Consider the following 19,548-nt stretch of genomic DNA (forward strand, 5'->3'; position numbering starts at 1 on the left):
GATGGGCGGGGCCGCGGCCGGGCGCCCGCCGCCGTCAGCGGGTCACCGTGAAGTGGTCCACCCGCTCGCCCGTCTCGGCGAGCGCGGTGACCCGCAGCTCCGGGCGGTTCCCCGTCGTCACCTCGACGGCCAGGAACGAGAAGCCGGTGTAGCGCACCCGCGACCACTCCACCTCCTCCGCGGCCTTCGCGCCGCCCTTCTCCCAGTGGTACGACGACACGCTCTCCAGGTCCGCGACATGCCCCTCGTGACTGTCCGGCACGGGGAAGTCGTACAGCGCCTTGCCGGCGCCGCCCGCCGTGACGTAGACGATGCCGTCATGCGTGGAGCTGACCGACTCGCCGGCCGGTACCCGCCGTCGCACCGCGCCGGCGCGCAGCGCGTCCGTGCGCTCGTAGACGTGGTTGTGGCCGTTCACCACCAGATCGACCCGGTGCTTGTCGAAGAGCGGCACCCACGCGTCCCGCACCCCGCCGTCCGACGCGTGCGCCTTCGTCGTCGAGAAGGCGCAGTGGTGGAAGAAGACCACGACGAAGTCGATGTCCTTCTCCGCCCGCAGTGCGCCCAGCCGCCGGTCCAGCCAGCGGGTCTGGGCGCCGCCGGTGTAGCCGGTGTTGGCGCGGATCTCGTAGGAGACGTCGTTGGCGTCCAGAGCCACCACGCCGACGTTGCCGTACCGGAAGGAGTACACCCCGGGCGACTTCTCCGGGTCGATCCCGTTGTCCGGCAGGGTCCAGCGCGCGCTCTGCCCGCCGTAGCCGTGCGGCGAGTACCACGCCTCCATGTCGTGGTTGCCGGTGGTCACCATCCACGGCACCCGCGAGGCCACCGTCTCGGTCTGGGCCAGGAACTGGTCCCACACCCGCGCGTCGTAGGTGTCCGAGGGCGACCCGTGACCGCTGCTGTCCGCGTAGCAGATGTCGCCCGCGTGCAGGTGGAACGCCGGGTTCTGGCCGAGGATCAGCTGGTCGTTGGCGAGCGCGTCGTACGAGACGCCCTGGTCGCCGAAGGCGGTGAAGACGAACCGCTCGGCGCCCGCCGGTGCCGTACGGAAGGTGCCGACCGTGCCCAGGTTGCGGGCGTCCGCCGGGTCGAAGCCGTCGTGCCCGACGCCGTAGTAGTACGTCGTCCCCGGGCGCAGCCGCTCCAGCGAGGCGTGCAGGTAGTACTGGTCGACGGCGGGCAGCTTCGCGGTCAGCGACGGCGTGTGCAGGGGCCGTACCTCCGCCCCCACCTTCCGGCCGAGGTCCCACGGCTTCAGACCCACCCGCAGGTACGGGTTCCGCACCGGCAGCGGCACCTGCCAGGAGACCGTCATCCGTGTCCTGGGGTCCGAGCCGAACGCCAGATGGCGGCCGAAGGGCGCCACCAGCGATCCGTTCACCCGGGTGGCGGAGGGGGACGGCAGGAATCCGGGTGCGGCGCCGCCCGTCCCGGCGGGGCTCGTCGTGGTGTCCGCGGTGGCGCCCCCGGAGCTGAGCAGTCCGGCGCCCGCCACGGTGCCGGCGGCGAGCGCCCCCACCCGCAGCAGCCGCCGCCGGCCGATCCGGTCACGCAGGTACTCGTGCTGCTCCGCCATGGTCATGCGGGAGGCGAGGTGGTCGGGGATTCCGACGCGCGGAGTATCCATGGCCCGACGGTCGCACCGCCGGGTGGCGCGGGCGTGGAGGCAGGGCGTACAACGGACGACCGAATGGCAATGTGTCCACAGGATGGACGCGCCATGTCAGGCAATGGGACGAGGAGTAGGGTACCGGCATGTCTCGCAGCATCAATCTCGCAGTGATCCCCGGTGACGGCATCGGCAAGGAAGTCGTGGCGCAGGGCCTGAAGGTCCTGAGCGCGGTCCTGCCGCAGGATGTGAAGCTGGAGACGAAGAACTACGACCTCGGCGCCGCCCGTTGGCACCGTACCGGAGAGACCCTCCCGGACGCGGAGCTGGAGGCGCTCAAGGGGCACGACGCGATCCTGCTGGGCGCCATCGGAGACCCGAGCGTGCCCTCCGGGGTGCTGGAGCGCGGGCTCCTGCTGAAGCTGCGGTTCGCCTTCGACCACTACGTGAACCTGCGTCCGTCGAAGCTCTTCCCGAACACGGACACCCCGCTGGCCGGCCGCCCCGACATCGACTTCGTCGTCGTGCGCGAGGGCACCGAGGGTCCGTACACGGGCAACGGCGGTTCGCTGCGCACCGGCACGCCCGCCGAGGTGGCCACGGAGGTCAGCCTCAACACGGCGTACGGCGTGGAGCGTGTCGTGCGTGACGCGTACGAGCGGGCCGACTCCCGCCCGCGCAAGAAGCTGACGCTGGTCCACAAGAACAACGTCCTGGTCTACGCCGGTCACATGTGGAAGAACATCTTCGACCGCGTCGGCCGGGAGTACCCCGAGGTCACCACCGACTACCTGCACGTCGACGCCGCGACGATCTTCTTCGTCACCCAGCCCGAGCGCTTCGACGTGATCGTCACCGACAACCTCTTCGGTGACATCCTCACCGACCTGGCCGCTGCCGTGACCGGCGGCATCGGCCTCGCCGCGTCCGCGAACATCAACCCGGACCGCACCTTCCCGTCCATGTTCGAGCCGGTCCACGGGTCCGCGCCGGACATCGCGGGCCAGGGGAAGGCCGACCCCACGGCCACCATCCTCTCCGTCGCCCTGCTGCTGCGGCACCTCGGCTTCGACGCCGAGGCCGGCCGTGTCGAGGAGGCCGTCGCGGCCGACCTCGCCGGGCGGAGCACCACGACGCGTACGACCGACGAGATCGGCGACGCGCTCGCCGTACGAGTAGCGGGCTGACCCGTCGGACTCCTGTGAGCAGCCGCCGGGTCTGGAGCCCGGCGGCTGCGCTGTGCGCGGCCACCGGGCGCCTCACCCCCCGTACCGACAGCCCCTGACCGCGTTCATCCCGTTCACCCCGCTTCCTCCTGCCGTCCCCGCCGGGCGATAATCGGCGTGGGCCGCGCCATGCGGGAATGCTCGGACGTCCTAGTAATGACGTGAACGCGGTCCGTCACACTCCAGACGTGAAGGACGAGTATTCATGACCACGACGACGCCCACGGCCACGCCCGCCACGGCGGCCGCCTCGCCCGGCTCGCCCGCGGCGACCACGCCCGCGGCGGCCCCCGCGATCGAGCTGAAGCCCTCCGCGCACCCGCTGTCCGCCGCGGAGCGGGAGGCGATCCTGGCCGATCCGGGCTTCGGCCGGCACTTCACCGACCACATGGTGACCATCCGGTGGACGGAGGGGCGCGGCTGGCACGACGCCGAACTCGTCCCCTACGGTCCGCTGTCGATCGACCCGGCCAACATGACCCTGCACTACGCGCAGGAGATCTTCGAGGGCCTCAAGGCGTACCGCCGCCCCGACGGCTCGGTCGCCACCTTCCGCCCGGACGCGAACGCGCGCCGGTTCCGGAGCTCGGCCCGTCGGCTCGCCATGCCGGAGCTGCCCGAGGAACTGTTCATCGCGGCCTGTGACGCGCTGGTCCAGCAGGACAAGGACTGGGTGCCGCCGCACGGTGGCGAGGAGTCGCTCTACCTGCGCCCGTTCATGTTCGCGACCGAGGTCGGCCTAGGGGTCCGCCCGGCGAACGCATACCTGTTCATGGTCATCGCCTCGCCCGCCGGGGCGTACTTCCCCGGCGGGGTCAAGCCGGTCTCGGTCTGGCTCTCGGAGAACTACGTCCGCGCCGTTCCCGGCGGCATGGGCTTCGCCAAGACCGGCGGCAACTACGCGGCGTCCCTGCTCGCCCAGGCCGAGGCGGCGGAGAAGGGCTGCGACCAGGTGGTCTGGCTGGACGCGCTGGAGCACCGCTGGGTCGAGGAGATGGGCGGGATGAATCTGTACTTCGTGTACGGGGACCGCATCGTCACCCCCGAGCTGACCGGCTCCCTGCTGGCGGGGGTCACGCGTGACTCCCTGCTGAAGCTGGCGGGCGACCTGGGCTACACCTCGGAGGAGGGCCGCGTCTCCACCGAACAGTGGCGCCGCGACACGGAGAACGGCACGCTCACCGAGGTCTTCGCCTGTGGCACGGCGGCGGTGATCACCCCGGTCGGGCTGGTCAAGACGGCGAACGGCGAGTGGACCCAGTCGGGCGGGCGGCCGGGCGAGGTCACGATGAAGCTGCGCAAGGCCCTGCTGGACATCCAGACGGGCGCGGTGGCGGACGAGCACGGCTGGATGCACGAACTGGGCTGAGGCGCGGGGCCTCGCGGGGCGTCCTGGTTTCCGGGCCGGTCCCACCGGGCTCGATGGGGCGACTGGGCCCGGTGGGGGCCACCGGGCCCGCGACCCGCCGGGGCGCGGGTCCCGGGCCCCGGGCCGGGACGCCCGGTGCGGGGCCCGGGCGATCGAGCGCTCCCCGCGGGTCTCGTAGCGCCCCGGCCCCAGGGGCCCCCTGCGGCACCTCACCCGGAGGGACCAGTTCCGCTCGTATCGTGAGACGCCTCTTCCTCCTCGCGCCGGGCATGCGAAAATCGGCCCGTGCTCTCGCTCGCCATGATTATCGGCAGCAAGCGCGCCGGTCCGCAGTGACCGCCCCGTACCACCCGTACGGCGTGGCCACCGTGCCCCAGACCCGCGCGCAGACCTCTCGCACCCGCGAGGGGTTTTTTCGTTTTCCGGCCCCCATCCCGGGCGGAACGCGGCGGCGCGCGATGATGGGGGCAAGTGGAGCCAGACATTCCACTCGACAGGAGCAGGACGGACACCATGACCACTGAGTCCCCCGAGTCCACGGGAACCGACGACCGGTTCCGTGTCGACGACAGCTTCCACGTCTTCGACACGACCCTGCGCGACGGCGCGCAGCGCGAGGGCATCAACCTGACGGTCGCCGACAAGCTGGCCATCGCGCGGCACCTGGACGGCTTCGGCGTGGGCTTCATCGAGGGCGGCTGGCCGGGTGCCAATCCGCGGGACACCGAGTTCTTCGCCCGCGCCCAGCAGGAGATCGACTTCCGGCACGCCCAGCTCGTCGCCTTCGGCTCCACCCGTCGCCCCGGCGCCAAGGCCTCGGAGGACCCGCAGGTCAAGGCGCTGGTCGAGTCCGGCGCGCCGGTGGTGACGCTGGTCGCCAAGTCCCATGACCGCCATGTCGAGCTGGCGCTGCGCACCACCCTCGACGAGAACGTGGCGATGGTCCGCGACACCGTCTCCTACCTCCGCGAGCAGGGCAGACGCGTCTTCGTCGACTGCGAGCACTTCTTCGACGGCTACCGAGCCAATCCGGAGTACGCCAAGTCCGTCGTACGGGCCGCCACCGAGGCCGGCGCCGATGTGGTGGTCCTCTGTGACACCAACGGCGGCATGCTGCCGGCGCAGATCCAGGCCGTCGTCTCCACCGTGCTCGCCGACACCGGCGCCCGGCTCGGTGTCCACGCCCAGGACGACACCGGCTGCGCCGTCGCCAACACCCTCGCCGCCGTGGACGCGGGCGCCACCCATGTCCAGTGCACCGCCAACGGCTACGGCGAGCGCGTCGGCAACGCCAACCTCTTCCCGGTCGTCGCCGCGCTGGAGCTGAAGTACGGCAAGCGGGTCCTGCCGCCCGGCGCGCTCGCCGAGATGACCCGGATCTCGCACGCGATCGCCGAGATCGTCAATCTGGCGCCCTCCACGCATCAGCCGTACGTGGGAGTTTCCGCCTTCGCCCACAAGGGCGGCCTGCACGCCTCCGCGATCAAGGTCGACCCGGACCTGTACCAGCACATCGAGCCCGAGCTGGTCGGCAACAGCATGCGGATGCTCGTCTCCGACATGGCGGGCCGCGCCTCCGTCGAGCTCAAGGGCAAGGAGCTGGGCATCGACCTGGGCGGCGACCGCGACCTGGTCGGCCGGGTCGTCAGCCGGGTCAAGGAGCGCGAGCTCGAGGGCTACTCGTACGAGGCCGCCGACGCGTCCTTCGAGCTGATGCTGCGCGAGGAGGTGGAGGGCCGGCCGCGCGGCTACTTCCGTACGGAGTCCTGGCGCGCGATCGTCGAGGACCGTCCGGACGGCTCGCACGCCAACGAGGCGACCGTGAAGCTGTGGGCCAAGGGCGAGCGCATCGTCGCCACGGCCGAGGGCAACGGCCCGGTCAACGCGCTGGACCGGGCCATGCGGTCCGGACTGGAGCGGATCTACCCGCAGCTGGCCAAGCTGGAGCTGGTCGACTACAAGGTCCGCATCCTGGAGGGCCGGCACGGCACCGGATCCACCACCCGGGTGCTGATCACCACGGCGGACGGGGCGGGCGACTGGGCCACGGTGGGGGTGGCGGACAACGTCATCGCGGCGTCCTGGCAGGCGCTTCAGGACGCGTACACCTACGGCCTGCTGAGGGCCGGCGTGGAACCGGCCGAGTAGCTCCCCGCGCATCCGCGCGCACCGGCCCCGGACGGCCCCGCTCCCCGCGGCGGCCGGCCCGGGGCCGACCCGTATCGGCGTCAAGATCGAGTACCGCACTCCCGTTCGCACGGGATTGCCCCCGTTCGGGTAGCGTCAAGAGGTATGAGAACGAGGCGTTCGAAGCTGACGGCGCGATCGCTCCGGTCAGGGCGGTCGGGGTGGCCGGGGCTTTCCTCCCTCCTGGCCGCGCTGCTGTTCGTCGTCGCCGCGGCCTTCTCGGTCACCGGGTTCGCGGCGCCGGACGCTCACGCGGCGAGCGGCCCCGCCACCGGCCCCGCGGCCGTCGGCGAGGCGCTGAAGAAGAGTCCCGTCTACGTGGATCCGCGGGCCTCGGACCAGTTGTCGTCGTCCGACGCGCGGGCGCTGGCGAAGAAGATCAAGGACGCCGACAAGCCGCTGTTCGTGGCGGTGCTGCCGAACTCGGCGGACTTCCCCGCGTCCAGTGTGCTGCGCACGGTACGGGCCGACACCGGCGTGACCGGGCTGTACGCGATACGCCTCGGCGACGGGTTCAACGCCGGGGCCGACTCCGCGGCGATGTCGCGCCAGGCCGTCCGCAACCTGGTCGACGCGGTCAAGGCCGGCGGTCCCGTCGACGCCTCGACCGAGCTGAACAACTTCGTCGACCAGGCCCTCCCGCAGGTGCGCGGCCATGCTCCGGCCTCCTGGGGCGACGGGCGGGGCTCCAACTCGGGGGACACGGGCGGCACGGGTGGCACGGGCGGCGTGGGCAGCTCCTCGACCGGCCTGATCGTGCTCGGCTCGGTGGTCGTGCTGGGCGGCGCGGGCGCCTACGCGGCGATCCACCGCGGCCGTCGCGTCCAGGCGCGGCGCGAGCGCGAGGCCCTCGGCAAGCTGCGGGTCGTCGTGGACGAGGACATCACCGCCTTCGGCGAGGAACTGGACCGGCTGGACTTCCACCCCGCCGAGGCCGGGGCCGACGCCGCGATGCGCCAGGACTACGAGCACGCGCTGGACGCGTACGAACGGGCGAAGTCCCTGATGGCGGCGGCCGAACGGCCCGCCGACGTGCGGCCGGTGACACAGACGCTCCAGGACGGCCGGTTCTCGCTGGCCGTGCTCGACGCGCGCCGCCGGGGCGCCCCGCTGCCGGAGCGGCGCGCGCCGTGCTTCTTCGACCCGCGCCACGGCCCGTCGGTGGCGGACGCGGAATGGGCCCCGCCGGCCGGTGCCCCGCGCACCGTTCCGGTCTGCGCCGCCGACGCCGCCCGGCTGGCGGACGGCGACGACCCGATGGTGCGCACGGTCCGGACGGAGCAGGGCCCGCGTCCGTACTGGGAGGCGGGACCGGCGTACGGGCCCTGGGCGGGCGGCTACTTCGGCGGCGGGTTGCTGCCGGGCCTGCTGGTGGGCACGGTGCTCGGCTCGATGCTGTCCTCACCGGCGTACGGCGCGGGCTTCGGCTACGGGGACGGCTTCGGGTACGGCGACGGGGGCGGCGGCCTGGACGGGGGCCTCGGCGGGGGCGACTACTCGGGGTCCGACTTCGACCCGGGCGACTTCGGGGGCGGGGGCTTCGGCGGGGGAGGGGACTTCGGAGGCGGCGGAGGGTTCGACGGCGGGGGCGGCTTCTGACGGCCGGCGGGGCGTTCCGGCACCGGGCAGGTAATTCAATGCTCAACAACGTCATCCGATTGAGTTCGAGGGGCCCTGGCGGACGCGCGTAGACGTCGGGCACGATCGCGGCGTCGTGTCCCAACGGTTTCGTCCAACGGTTTCCACCAGGAGGCAACGCCCCATGAGAATCCGCTCGGCTCTCACCGCTCTCGCCCTCACCGTCGGCGGGCTCTTCGCTCCCGGCTTCGGTGTCGTCGCCACGGCCACCGCCGCCGAGGCCGCCACGCAGGCCCCGTCCGTCACCCAGGCCCCGTCCGCCGTCGCGGTCACCAAGATCAGCCACGCCACGGCGACCTCGATGTTCCGCTCGTCCGGGATCACCTGGTCCTCGTCCGGCGGCTGCTCGGACCGCAACACGCCGACCTGTACGTCGTTCGACCAGCTCAACCTGGACACGGCCAAGGGCGCGCAGACCCTCCGGAGCGCCAGCGGCTGCGCCATCAACATCACCGGGGGTACGGAGACCGGCCACGCGGGCGGTACGTACTCGCACTGGAACGGCTACAAGCTCGACTTCGGCAAGGCGACCTGCCTGACCAACTACGTCAAGAACACCTTCACCTACATCGGCGTGCGCGGTGACGGCGCCCCGCAGTGGCAGTCCGGCGCCGGCAACGTCTACGCGGACGAGGGCAACCACTGGGACGTGACCTTCTACAACTGCGGCGGCTGCTGAGCTCTGCCCCGCTGAGCCTGCCCGCCGGGCCCGCTCGCCCGCGCCCACGCGTGCCGTAATGCCGTAGTGCCGTATGGCGGTGCCCCGCCCTCCCGTTCCGATCGCCGGGGGAGCGGGGCACCGCGCCGGGGCATCCCGGGCCGGGCGGGGTCAGGACCCGACCGACACCGTCCACCGTCGCGGGTTGCCGTCGTGCGCCGCCCCGGAGACGTCGGGCTGGCCGTCCGGCTGCACGTCGTCGTACGGGAACGCGTATCCGATGGGCGTGTGGGCGTGCAGGGCCCGCGCGTAGTGGTTGGTGACCGGGTCCTTGTAGTAGTCCGCCGCCGTGGCGCCGTTCGGCTGCTCGGGGTGGCTCAGGACGGTCGACCGGTTGAACGCCGCGGCCAGCCGCGCGAGCAGCCCCTTCTTGTCGTCGGAGTCGTTCGGGTTGTTGGCGAACGGCCCGCTGTTGCAGGTGAAGATGTCCATCGAGGTCGGCTTGGCGAACGTGTGGCCGCCGTTGAAGGTCAGCGTGTCCCCGCTGACCCGTCCGGTGAACACGCCCCGGCCGCCCTGGAGGTCGATGGTCAGGTCCGTCGTGCGGTACTTCTCCCAGACCTGGTCGACGTAGCTGTCGAAGACACTGCCGAAGGGTGTCTGGCCCGCCAGGTTCTGCGGCGAGATGATCCGCAGCACCTTGCCGTCCGGGGCTCGCAGGACCAGCTTGTCCCAGGGGTGACCGTCGACGGCGGCCTGCGCCGTCAGCTCCTCGGCGATCTTGTCCAGCGCGCCCTCGGGCAGCGGCGCCACCGTGTGCGTGGCGTCGCCCTCCAGCTTGATGCCGATCGGCAGGGCCGTCACCAGGTCGACATAGCTGATGTTGGAGTAGAGCTGGTCCGTGTTGAAGGTGAACTCGGCGAACGACCAGGTGCGGCCGTAATTGGGGTCCGCCTCGGTAGCGAAGGCGGGCTCCACGAGGGCGGGCCCCGGGTTGAGGAAGAAGTCGAGCTTGTCGTCCCGTACGAAGTAGACCCGCGCCCCGAACATCTGAGGCAGCGTCAGGACGACGGGTGCCGCTCCCGCCGCGTTCAGGGGGATCGCGCAGTCGACCGGCAGTGGCGTCTGCGGTGCTCCGGGCGACTCGGGCCGGTAGACGCTCCCGTCGGCGCGCAGCAGCACCCAGCTGTTGGTGGTGGCGTCATGACCGGTGACGTACGCGTTCACCGATCCGGGCAGCGAGGTGTTCTGGAGGGCGATCTCACAGGTCTCCGGCGCGGCCGATGCCTTGGGACTGAGCGCGCTGCCCCAGAAGGGATACGAGACCGCCGTCGCGGCAGCGGCCGTTCCGGTCAGAAACAGTCTGCGGGATATCACGAAGGATCTCCTGTTGTGTGGGGGTACGCAGAGGTGCGCGATGTGTGGGGGGTCGCGCCTGCGATGGCCAACACTCTTGCGATCTGTGCCGGACGCGTCAAGAGTTGAGGCTGAGAGCGCTCTCTGATGCGGGTGATGTTCACAACATGGCGTCATACGGGGGAGTTTGGGCCGCCGCTCCACCCTGGCGGTGCCGGGGCCGCCACCCGGCGGTGGCGGGTCAGGAGAGCCAGTCGGTGTAGCGGGTGGGGGCGAGGTGGGCGTTCTCGTCGGTGAGGACGTCACCCTTGACCGCGGCGAACATGCCGGCGGTGGGGTCGGTGACGACCGTTCGGTTGTCGCCCTTGCGGGACAGGGTGATCCGGCCCAGCTCGTCCAGCGGGAGGACCTCGGGACCGGCGATGTTGCGGATGCCGTTCAGCGGGGTGCCCGCGGCGACCTCCGCCACCGCGGCGGCCACGTCCTTGGCGGCGATCGGCTGGACCGGCGTGGCGGGCAGCCGGACGGTGTCACCGTCCGCGGTCCACGACAGGGCCGCGTCCATGAACTCCATGAACTGCGTGGCCCGGACGATCGAGTAGGGGATCGGCCCGGCGGCGAGGATCGTCTCCTGGAGAGCCTTGGCACGGTAGTAGTCCAGCTCCGGAACGCGGTCCGTGCCGACGATCGAAAGGATGACGAAGTGGCCGGCACCGCCCGCCCGGGCCGCGGCCAGGAGGTTGTCCATCGAGGTCCGGAAGAAGGCGAGGGAGGCTTCGTCGAACGTCGGGGAGTTCGTCAGGTTGACGACGACGTCGGCTCCCGCCACCGCCTCGTCCAGTCCCTGACCGCTGATGACGTCGACCCCGGTGGACTTCGAGTGCGGTACCGCCTCGTGCCCGGCCGCGTTCAGATTCCTGACGACCTGCGACCCGATCAGACCGGTACCACCGATGACTGCGCACTTCATGACATGCCTTCCGCTGAAAGTATGTTCGTGAAAATGGCGTATGCCCCACTATATGAGCGGCCTGTGCACCGCGCTCGTGCTCGGCCCGTCGCTGCCCGGGCTTCGGCGTCATTGACTCGCTTTGGCCTTTCCCCGCGGTACCCGGTGCGTGACGATTGCCCGGCCAGATCCCCAGTCGACGTGTACCGGAGTGAACCGGACCGGGAGCGGCACGCGCCCCGGCCCGCACACGTCCCCGACGCTTTGGAGGACCCATGATCAAGAGACCCGTCTTACGTGGCGCGGCCGGCCTGACGGTGGCGGCACTGCTCGGACTCGGCGCATCGCCCGTGGCGAGCGCCGCCGACGCGCCGGCCCCCACGCACGGCACGTCCGCGCAGGTCAAGGGCGAACACCCGGAGCTCAACGGCTACCGCGTCAAGACGGTGAACAACGCCGCCGTCTACCTGGTCCTCGACGGCAAGCGCCGCGGGATCCCCAACGAGGCCACGTACTTCAACCTGTTCCGCAGCTGGGACGGGATCCAGAACGTGATCGACATCGACCGCATCGACGACGGCGGCAACCTGTCGGACGGCGCCATGCTCGCCAAGACCCCGTCCTCCGCGACGGTCTACCTCGTCAGCAACGGCGTCAAGCGCGGGATCACCAGCGCCGCCGTGTTCGACAAGTACAGCTTCGACTGGGACAAGATCGTCACCGTGAGCGCCGTCGTGCTGGACGCCGTTCCCAACGGTCCCGTCATCTCTTCCTGACACGCGCGGCGGGCCCGCCCGGCCGGCGAGGCGCGGGTGAACGCGGCCGGGCGGGCCCGGCGCCGATGTGGCCGGGAGTGGTGTACGCGATTCCGCGCCGGGTCGGACCGCCTGTCGCGCGTGCCCGACCACCGTTCGGTGGTACCTCTGGGCGCGGATCGAATTCAACAGGCATCCACCCGTATGCCCGGCCCGGGAGTGCACCATGAACCTGCCCGGCGGCGCGTTTCTCGCCGCGTCCGCGTCCGCGTCCGCGCACGACGCCTCGGCCTCGGCCGCATCGGTCCTGGCCGCCGTCTCCCCGGGGGACCTGGCCGCCGCACGGGCCCAGATGGGTTTCTCGCTCGCGTGGCACATCGTGGTGGCGTGCCTGGGAGTCGGCCTGCCGCTGCTCACCCTGATGGCCGAGTGGTACGGCATCCGTACCGGCAACCCCGCCTTCCGGCTGCTGGCCCGCCGCTGGGCCCGCGCCATGGGTGTGCTGTTCGCGGTGGGGGCGGTCTCCGGCACGATCCTGAGCTTCGAGATGGGGCTGCTGTGGCCGGGGCTGATGGGCACGTTCGGGCAGGTCATCGGCTTGCCGTTCGCCCTGGAGGGGTTCGCGTTCTTCATCGAGGCGATCTTCCTCGGGATCTACCTGTACGCCTGGGACCGGATGCCGCCCCGGCGCCACCTGCTGATGGGGGTCCCGATCGTCGTCGCCGGGATCGCCTCGGCGTTCTTCGTCGTGTGCGCCAACGCGTGGATGAACCAGCCGCGCGGCTACACACTGCGGGACGGCAAGGTGGTGGACGTCGACCCGTGGGCGGCCATGATGAACCCGGCCAGTCCGCCGCAGACGGTCCATATGATCCTCGCCGCGCTGATGGTGGCGTCGTTCCTGACCGCGTCCGTGTACGCCGTGGCGCTGCTGCGCGGCCGTGACGACCCCTACCACCGGGCCGGTTTCGCCCTCCCCTTCGTCCTGGGAGCCGTCGTCACACCGTTCCAGATCGTCGTGGGGGACTGGGCGGCGCGCTTCCTGGCCACGTACCAGCCGGCCAAACTCGCCGCCATGGAAGGTGTGTTCCACACCGGTTCCCACGTCCCGCTCACCATCGGGGGCATCGCGACGAGCGACGACCGACTGCGGTACGGGCTGGAGATCCCCGACGGCCTGTCGCTGCTCGTCGGTTACAGCCCCGACACCGTCATCAAGGGCCTCGACCAGGTGCCACGGAGCGACTGGCCCGCCGTGACCGGTGTCCACCTGTCCTTCGACATCATGGTCGCCGTCGGGTTCTTCCTCCTCGCGATGGGGATCTGGCTGCTGGCCGCGTGGTGGCACGCCCGCCGCACGGCCCGCCCGCTGGCGGCCGCGCGCTCCCCCTGGACCAGGCTCTTCCTGCTGCTCGCGGCGATCGCCGGGCCCGCCGCCGTCGTCGCCCTCGAATGCGGCTGGTGCGTCACGGAACTGGGCCGGCAGCCATGGGTCGTCTGGGGTGTGATGCGCGTGCGCGAGGCCGTGAACCCGGCGCCCGGCCTGATGGCGGGGCTCTGGCTGGTACTGATCGTCTACGCGGCGATGACGGCGGCCACGGTGTACGTGCTCAGGCGACTGGTCCGCGCCACGCCGGTCCCGGTCGCGCCGCAGGAGAGCGATGTCGAGCGCTATCCGGTGGTGTGAGCGTTCCGCACCACCAATGCCACCCGCGCCACCAGCACCCGCGCCGCCCGGGCCACGCGGCCTTACCGGGATCGCCGGGTCCTGCCGTGCCCGCCGCGCCGACCGTACGCCGTAACGCGACCACCGACCCGAAAGGTGACCGACTGTGCTCGCCGACGTGATGCTGGCCGTGATGTGGGCCGGCCTGACCTGCTACGCGCTGTTCGGCGGGGCCGACTTCGGAGCCGGACTGTGGGACCTGCTCGCCGGACGGTCGCGGCGGGGGCTCCCGCAGCGGCGGCTGATCGAGCACAGTATCGGCCCGGTGTGGGAGGCCAACCACGTCTGGCTCATCTTCGTGCTCGTGCTGCTGTGGTCGGGTTTCTCGCCCGTCTTCGCCGCCGTACTGTCCACGCTCTACATCCCGTTGACGCTCACGGCACTCGGCATCATCGCGCGCGGCGCGGCGTTCGCGTTCCGCAAGGCCAGTACGGAGCTGTGGCAGCAGCGGCTGTTCGGCGCGTGCTTCGCGGTGTCGTCGGTGGTCACGCCGTTCTTCCTGGGGACGGTGGCCGGGGGTGTCGCCTCCGGCCGGGTGCCGTCGGGCATCGCCAAGGGCGACGTCGTCACCGGCTGGGTCAACCCGACGTCCCTGCTGGGCGGTGTCCTCTCCGTGCTGACCTGCGCGCATCTGGCGGCGGTCTACCTGTGTGCCGACGCCGCGCGGGAGGGCGACCACGAACTGGTAGGCGGCTTCCGCCGCCGTGCGGTGACCAGCGGCCTGCTGAGCGGCCTGGTCGCCCTCGCCGGCATCGGCATCCTCCACCAGGACGCGCCCGTCCTCTTCCACGGCCTCACCCACCGTGCCCTCGGTGTGGTGATCGTCAGCGCCGTGGCGGGCGTCGTGGGCCTGGGCCTGCTGCTGCGGCACCGCTACGTCCTCGCCCGCGCGGCGGCGGCGCTCGCGGTGGCCGCCATCATCTGGGCATGGGGCGTCGCCCAGTACCCGTACATGCTGGTCCCCGGCACCACGGTCGCGGCCTCGGCGTCGGTCGACTCGGTGCTGGCGGCGTGCCTGATCGCCACGGCCGTGGGCGCCGTGCTCCTGATCCCCTCGCTCTGGCTCCTCTACACCACCTTCCAGCGCCCGGCGGACGAGGCGGCCCGGGACGGCCGGGCGTAGCCGAGACTGCCCAGGGGCGCGGCGGGCGCGGGGAGGGAGCCGGCCGGAGGGGGCGTCCGGGCCCGTTGCCCGGTCCCGGGGGCCGTGCTAAACAAGCGTCAGCCGATCGACGCCCCGCCCGTGGAGGCCCCGTGTCGCCGTCGCCCGACTGGTCCCGCCGTCTGTTCCTCCTCACCGGCGCGGCCGGGGGGCTCGCGTTCCCGGGACGTGCGGCGCACGGCGGCGGGGCGGAGGACGTCCACGACGCGTTACGGGCGCGCTGGGTGGACCTCCTGCTCGGCACCGGCTACGACCCGGAGGCGGAACCGTACGCCTCCCGCCTCGCCGAGACCGGCGCGCTCGCTTCCGGGTTCCGGACGTCGATGGCACCCGCCGCCGCTCACCTCTGGCCCGACCTGCCGTACGACCCGCCCAGCGGGATCACCCGCGGCTACGGCCGGCTGTGGACCATGGCCCGGGCGTACGCGCAGCCCGGCACCGGGCTCACCGGGGACGCCGGTCTCCTCGCCGACGTCACGTGCGGCCTCGACCATCTCGCCGCGACCGTCTACCGGCCCGGCACCACCCCCTACGGCAACTGGTGGGAGTGGCGGATCGGCAGCCCCCGCCTGCTGATGGACCTCGTCGCCGTCCTGTACGACCACCTCACCGACGCGCAGCGCGCCGCGGCCTGCGCGGCCGTCGACCACTTCCTGCCCGACTCCCTGCTCACCGACTACTCGGGGGTGAGCACCGGCGCCAACCGCGTCGACCTCTGCCGTTCGGTCGCCCTGCGCGGCATCCTCGGCCGGGCGCCCGCGAAGGCCGCCCTCGCGCGGGACGGCCTGTCGCCCGTCTTCCCGTACGTCACGAAGGGCGACGGACTCTACGCCGACGGTTCGTACGTGCAGCACACCTGGGTCGCGTACTCCGGCACCTACGGCCAGGTCCTGCTGGACGGCCTCGGCCGGCTGTTCAGCCTGCTCGCCGGGTCGGAGTGGGAGGTCACGGACCCGGCGCGGCAGAACATCCTCGACAGTGTCGAGCACGCCTACGCGCCGCTCATCCACAACGGGCTGATGATGGACAGCGTCAACGGCCGTGCCGTCAGCCGCGGTCGTCTCCTCGGCGACGAGCGGCACGTCATGCGCGGCGACCACTTCCACGGTCAGGGGATCATCGCCGCCCTGCCGCTGCTGATGGGCGTGGCCTCGGCCGCCGAGCGCGAGCGCTGGACGGGGCTGGTCAAGGGCTGGATCGAGCGGAACACCGTCTCCCCGGTCCTCGGCGCCCGGCAGTTCGACACCGCGGAACTGGCCCGGCTGCACGCCGTCGCCGCCTCCGACGTGCCCGCCGCTCCCGAGTCGGCCGGGCACCGGCTGTTCCCCGCGATGGGCCGGGCCGTGCACCGGGGACCGGGGGGCTGGGCCGCGAACATCGCCATGGCCTCCGACCGGATCGCGCACTACGAGTGCGGCAACGGCGAGAACCCGCGCGGCTGGCACACCGGCGCCGGAATGCTCTACTGGTGGGCCGCGCCGGAGCGGGACGACCAGTACACCGACTGGTTCTGGCCCACCGTCGACCCGTACCGGCTGCCCGGCACGACCGTCTCCACCCGCCGGCTCGCGGACGGGGCCGGTGGCGAGTGGGGGGAGCCCAAACCGGACGTACGGTGGGTCGGCGGCACCACGGACGGCCGGTTCGCCGCCGTGGGCCAGCACCTCAAGGGACTCGGCTCCGGCCTGCGGGCCCACAAGTCCTGGTTCTGCGTGGACGACGCCGTGATCTGCCTGGGCGCCGGGATCTCCGCGACCGACGGCGTACCGGTGGAGACCGTCGTGGACAACCGCAACCTGGGGGAGCCGGCAGAGGGCGAGCGGGGCCCGGACGGCTTCACGCTCGACTCCCGGGCCGGGACCGGCCCCCGGGCCGGAGCCGGCCCCGGCCCCGACGACCTCGATCCCGGAGCCGAGGACGGTTCGAGACCCGAGGCCGGTTCCGGTGGCGGCCCCGGAGGACTGCCGCTGCCGCGCTGGGCCCACCTGGCCGGGCACGGCGGCTGGGTTTTCCCCGGTGGCGCACCCGTACGGACCCGCACCGAGGACCGCGCCGGCTCCTGGTCGGACATCAACACCGGCGGCACCCCCGAACGCCGCACCCGCCGCTACCGCACCCTCTGGCTCGATCACGGCACCGACCCGGTGGACGCCTCCTACCTCTACCTCCTGATGCCCGGAGCCACCCGCGCCCGGGTCGCCGCCCGGGCCGCCGACCGCCACTGGCTCTCCGTCCTCGCCAACACCCCCGCCGTCCAGGCCGTGGCCGTGCCCTCCCTCGGCTGCGTCGCCGCGAACTTCTGGGAGCCCGGTACGGCCGGTCCGCTCACCGCGACCGCCCCCGCGAGCGTGCTCGCCGTCGTCCACGGCCGGACGGCCACACTCCGGGTGAGCGAGCCCACCCGTACCGGCCGGCCGCTGGAGATCGGCTGGGACCGCTCCGTGACCCGGGTGACCAGCCACGACCCGGGGGTCGAGGTGCTGACGGAGGGGCGTACGGTACGGCTACGGATCACCCCGGGCACGGCCGGCGCCACCCACGGCTGCGCCATGACACTCCGCTGAGCCGGCCTCCACTCGCCGCACGGCCGACGCCCGCGCACCACCCCATCTGGGGGAACCCCACAAGTAGCAGGGGTACGTTCCTGTGCGGGCAGCCGGTGTACACCCCGGTTCTGTCAAGGCCCACCAGGAATACCGTCGGGAGACTGTGTGGAGTCGACGGCGTGTTTTCCTTCGTGTTGTTCGTAGGGTTGGCACATGACCGTAGTGGACGAGACGACCGGCGAGCCCGCAGACACCAGGGGCCGCGTGGCCGAACTGCACGCCCTGCGCCAGCAGGCCCACCAAGGCCCCAGCGAGCGCGCGACCGAGGCCCAGCGCGCCAAGGGCAAGCTGACGGCCCGCGAGCGCGTGGAGCTGCTGCTCGACGAGGGGTCGTTCCGGGAGGTCGAGCAGCTCCGCAGGCACCGCGCCAGCGGCTTCGGCCTCGAGGCGAAGAAGCCGTACACCGACGGAGTCGTCACCGGCTGGGGCACAGTCGAGGGCCGCACGGTCTTCGTGTACGCGCACGACTTCCGGATCTTCGGCGGCGCCCTCGGCGAGGCGCACGCCACCAAGATCCACAAGATCATGGACATGGCCATCTCGGCCGGTGCCCCGCTGGTCTCGCTGAACGACGGCGCGGGCGCCCGTATCCAGGAGGGCGTCTCCGCGCTGGCCGGCTACGGCGGGATCTTCCAGCGCAACACCCGCGCCTCCGGTGTCATCCCGCAGATCAGCGTGATGCTCGGCCCGTGCGCGGGCGGCGCCGCCTACAGCCCGGCGCTCACGGACTTCGTCTTCATGGTCCGGGACACCTCGCAGATGTTCATCACGGGCCCCGACGTGGTGAAGGCCGTCACGGGTGAGGAGATCACCCAGAACGGTCTCGGCGGCGCCGATGTGCACGCGGAGACCTCCGGCGTCGCGCACTTCGCGTACGACGACGAGGAGACGTGCATCGCGGAGGTGCGCTACCTGCTCTCGCTGCTCCCGCAGAACAACCGGGAGAACCCGCCCTCGGTCCCCTCCGACGACCCCGCGGACCGCCGCTCCGAGGCGCTGCTCGACCTCGTCCCGGCGGACGGCAACCGCCCGTACGACATGCACAAGGTGATCGAGGAGATCGTCGACGACGGCGACTACCTGGAGATCCACGAGCGCTGGGCCCGCAACATCATCTGCGCCCTGTCCCGGATCGACGGGCAGGTCGTCGGCATCGTCGCCAACCAGCCGCAGTCGCTGGCCGGGGTGCTGGACATCGAGGCGTCCGAGAAGGCCGCGCGCTTCGTCCAGATGTGCGACGCGTTCAACATCCCCATCGTCACCCTGCTGGACGTCCCGGGCTTCCTGCCGGGCGTCGACCAGGAGCACGGCGGCATCATCCGCCACGGCGCCAAGCTGCTGTACGCGTACTGCAACGCCACCGTGCCGCGGATCTCCCTCATCCTGCGCAAGGCCTACGGAGGCGCGTACATCGTCATGGACTCCCAGTCCATCGGCGCCGACCTCACCTACGCCTGGCCCACCAACGAGATCGCGGTGATGGGCGCAGAGGGCGCCGCCAACGTCATCTTCCGCAAGCAGATCGCCGAGGCCGAGGACTCCGACGCCATGCGGGCCCGCATGGTCAAGGAGTACAAGGCCGAGCTGATGCATCCCTACTACGCGGCGGAGCGCGGCCTGGTCGACGATGTGATCGACCCCGCCGAGACCCGGGAACTCCTCGCGGGCGCGCTCGCGATGCTCCGTACGAAGCACGCGGACCTGCCGTCCCGCAAGCACGGCAACCCGCCCCAGTAACCCCCTCGACGGCTCGTGTTCCCGGGGTCGCGCCGCGACTGTCCGCCTCACCCGCCCCGGGGCCCGTGCCGCCCGCCGCCAGCCTTCCGCCTTCCATATGGAGAAACACCGCCATGAGTGACACCACCGACACGTCCCTGCTGCGCGTCGAGAAGGGGCAGGCCGGCCCCGAGGAACTCGCCGCCATCACCGCCGTCCTGATGGCGCGCGCCGCCGCCGTTCCGGCCGCCGCCCCCGGCGCCGTCCACCGGGGCCGTTCCACGGCCGGCTGGCGCCGCCTGGAGCGCACGCCCGGCTTCCGTGCCCCGCACAGCTGGCAGGGCTGACCCCGGCGGCACGGCCCCACGCGCACGCGTACGCCGAACGGCCCCGCACTCCTTGTGAGTGCGGGGCCGTTCGGCGTGTACGGGCCGCCCGGTACCTACCGGAGTCGTGCCATGAGGGCGTGTTCGACCAGGGTGATCAGGCCGCTTTTGGCGTCGGCGCGGTGGCGTGCGTCGGTGGTGATGATGGGGGTGTCGGGGCCGATCTGGAGTGCTTCGCGTACTTCGTCGGGGGTGTAGGGCT

Annotated in this window: 14 protein-coding genes and 1 pseudogene; 11 read left to right on the forward strand and 4 right to left on the reverse strand. The window is 71.9% G+C overall.

The genetic code is table 11. The features are described 5' to 3' along the window. Positions 1-34 precede the first annotated feature (34 nt). Complete coding sequence (locus IG02_RS0119910) at positions 35-1,630, reverse strand: purple acid phosphatase family protein (RefSeq protein WP_030749637.1); 1,596 nt, start codon at positions 1,628-1,630, stop codon at positions 35-37. Positions 1,631-1,758: 128 nt separating this feature from the next. Here IG02_RS0119910 and IG02_RS0119915 point away from each other — a divergent pair, with 128 nt between their 5' ends. From IG02_RS0119915 to IG02_RS0119935, 5 genes are all read left to right on the forward strand, one after another. Then, positions 1,759-2,799 (forward strand): 3-isopropylmalate dehydrogenase, encoded by a 1,041-nt coding sequence (locus IG02_RS0119915; protein WP_030749640.1) that lies wholly within the window; start codon positions 1,759-1,761, stop codon positions 2,797-2,799. A gap of 244 nt (positions 2,800-3,043) precedes the next feature. Then, entirely contained in the window at positions 3,044-4,207 is a 1,164-nt protein-coding gene (locus IG02_RS0119920) for a branched-chain amino acid aminotransferase (RefSeq protein ID WP_078854624.1), read from the forward strand. A 513-nt stretch (positions 4,208-4,720) separates the two neighbouring features. Then, positions 4,721-6,355 (forward strand): citramalate synthase, encoded by a 1,635-nt coding sequence (gene cimA / locus IG02_RS0119925; protein WP_030749646.1) that lies wholly within the window; start codon positions 4,721-4,723, stop codon positions 6,353-6,355. Between the two features lie 144 nt (positions 6,356-6,499). After that, positions 6,500-7,993, forward strand: a complete 1,494-nt coding sequence (locus IG02_RS0119930) for a hypothetical protein (RefSeq protein WP_030749649.1) — start codon at positions 6,500-6,502, stop codon at positions 7,991-7,993. A 163-nt stretch (positions 7,994-8,156) separates the two neighbouring features. After that, a complete protein-coding gene (locus IG02_RS0119935) occupies positions 8,157-8,711 on the forward strand; it encodes a hypothetical protein (RefSeq protein ID WP_030749651.1) in 555 nt (184 codons plus the stop codon). Positions 8,712-8,861: 150 nt separating this feature from the next. On the opposite strand, the gene IG02_RS0119940 is transcribed toward IG02_RS0119935, so the two are convergent. Together IG02_RS0119940 and IG02_RS0119945 are read right to left on the reverse strand one after the other, a co-directional pair. Next, entirely contained in the window at positions 8,862-10,067 is a 1,206-nt protein-coding gene (locus IG02_RS0119940; protein WP_030749652.1) for a glycoside hydrolase family 64 protein, read from the reverse strand. A gap of 220 nt (positions 10,068-10,287) precedes the next feature. Continuing rightward, complete coding sequence (locus IG02_RS0119945) at positions 10,288-11,016, reverse strand: SDR family oxidoreductase (protein WP_030749654.1); 729 nt, start codon at positions 11,014-11,016, stop codon at positions 10,288-10,290. A gap of 254 nt (positions 11,017-11,270) precedes the next feature. On the opposite strand from IG02_RS0119945, the gene IG02_RS0119950 reads away from it, so the two are divergent. The 6 genes from IG02_RS0119950 (at position 11,271) to IG02_RS0119975 (ending at position 19,307) form a co-directional block, all read left to right on the forward strand. Then, positions 11,271-11,771, forward strand: coding sequence for a hypothetical protein (locus IG02_RS0119950; protein ID WP_051765336.1), 501 nt, complete (start codon positions 11,271-11,273; stop codon positions 11,769-11,771). A gap of 205 nt (positions 11,772-11,976) precedes the next feature. After that, positions 11,977-13,437 carry a cytochrome ubiquinol oxidase subunit I gene (locus IG02_RS0119955; protein WP_078854625.1) on the forward strand — a complete coding sequence of 487 codons (1,461 nt, stop codon included), beginning with the start codon at positions 11,977-11,979 and terminating at the stop codon, positions 13,435-13,437. Positions 13,438-13,582: 145 nt separating this feature from the next. Next, a complete protein-coding gene (locus IG02_RS0119960; RefSeq protein ID WP_030749662.1) occupies positions 13,583-14,599 on the forward strand; it encodes a cytochrome d ubiquinol oxidase subunit II in 1,017 nt (338 codons plus the stop codon). Between the two features lie 131 nt (positions 14,600-14,730). Beyond that, positions 14,731-17,202, forward strand: coding sequence for a polysaccharide lyase 8 family protein (locus IG02_RS0119965; protein WP_030749665.1), 2,472 nt, complete (start codon positions 14,731-14,733; stop codon positions 17,200-17,202). Between the two features lie 195 nt (positions 17,203-17,397). Then, positions 17,398-18,981, forward strand: coding sequence for an acyl-CoA carboxylase subunit beta (locus IG02_RS0119970; protein WP_030749669.1), 1,584 nt, complete (start codon positions 17,398-17,400; stop codon positions 18,979-18,981). Between the two features lie 113 nt (positions 18,982-19,094). Continuing rightward, positions 19,095-19,307, forward strand: coding sequence for an acyl-CoA carboxylase subunit epsilon (locus IG02_RS0119975; protein WP_030749672.1), 213 nt, complete (start codon positions 19,095-19,097; stop codon positions 19,305-19,307). 95 nt (positions 19,308-19,402) lie between these two features. On the opposite strand, the pseudogene IG02_RS0119980 reads toward IG02_RS0119975, so the two are convergent. Further along, positions 19,403-19,548, reverse strand: a pseudogene (locus IG02_RS0119980) (ATP-binding protein); the annotation flags it as partial.

It is taken from the genome of Streptomyces sp. NRRL F-5135, from assembly GCF_000719775.1.
GTDB classification, from domain to species: Bacteria; Actinomycetota; Actinomycetes; order Streptomycetales; family Streptomycetaceae; genus Streptomyces; species Streptomyces hebeiensis.

Bases quoted from the DNA above. Each gene is read 5' to 3' on its own strand.
- IG02_RS0119910 (WP_030749637.1), bottom strand. From the start codon at position 1,630: ATGGATACTCCGCGCGTCGGAATCCCCGACCACCTCGCCTCCCGCATG.
- IG02_RS0119915 (WP_030749640.1), top strand. From the start codon at position 1,759: ATGTCTCGCAGCATCAATCTCGCAGTGATCCCCGGTGACGGCATCGGC.
- IG02_RS0119920 (WP_078854624.1), top strand. From the start codon at position 3,044: ATGACCACGACGACGCCCACGGCCACGCCCGCCACGGCGGCCGCCTCG.
- cimA (WP_030749646.1), top strand. From the start codon at position 4,721: ATGACCACTGAGTCCCCCGAGTCCACGGGAACCGACGACCGGTTCCGT.
- IG02_RS0119930 (WP_030749649.1), top strand. From the start codon at position 6,500: ATGAGAACGAGGCGTTCGAAGCTGACGGCGCGATCGCTCCGGTCAGGG.
- IG02_RS0119935 (WP_030749651.1), top strand. From the start codon at position 8,157: ATGAGAATCCGCTCGGCTCTCACCGCTCTCGCCCTCACCGTCGGCGGG.
- IG02_RS0119945 (WP_030749654.1), bottom strand. From the start codon at position 11,016: ATGAAGTGCGCAGTCATCGGTGGTACCGGTCTGATCGGGTCGCAGGTC.
- IG02_RS0119950 (WP_051765336.1), top strand. From the start codon at position 11,271: ATGATCAAGAGACCCGTCTTACGTGGCGCGGCCGGCCTGACGGTGGCG.
- IG02_RS0119955 (WP_078854625.1), top strand. From the start codon at position 11,977: ATGAACCTGCCCGGCGGCGCGTTTCTCGCCGCGTCCGCGTCCGCGTCC.
- IG02_RS0119970 (WP_030749669.1), top strand. From the start codon at position 17,398: ATGACCGTAGTGGACGAGACGACCGGCGAGCCCGCAGACACCAGGGGC.
- IG02_RS0119975 (WP_030749672.1), top strand. From the start codon at position 19,095: ATGAGTGACACCACCGACACGTCCCTGCTGCGCGTCGAGAAGGGGCAG.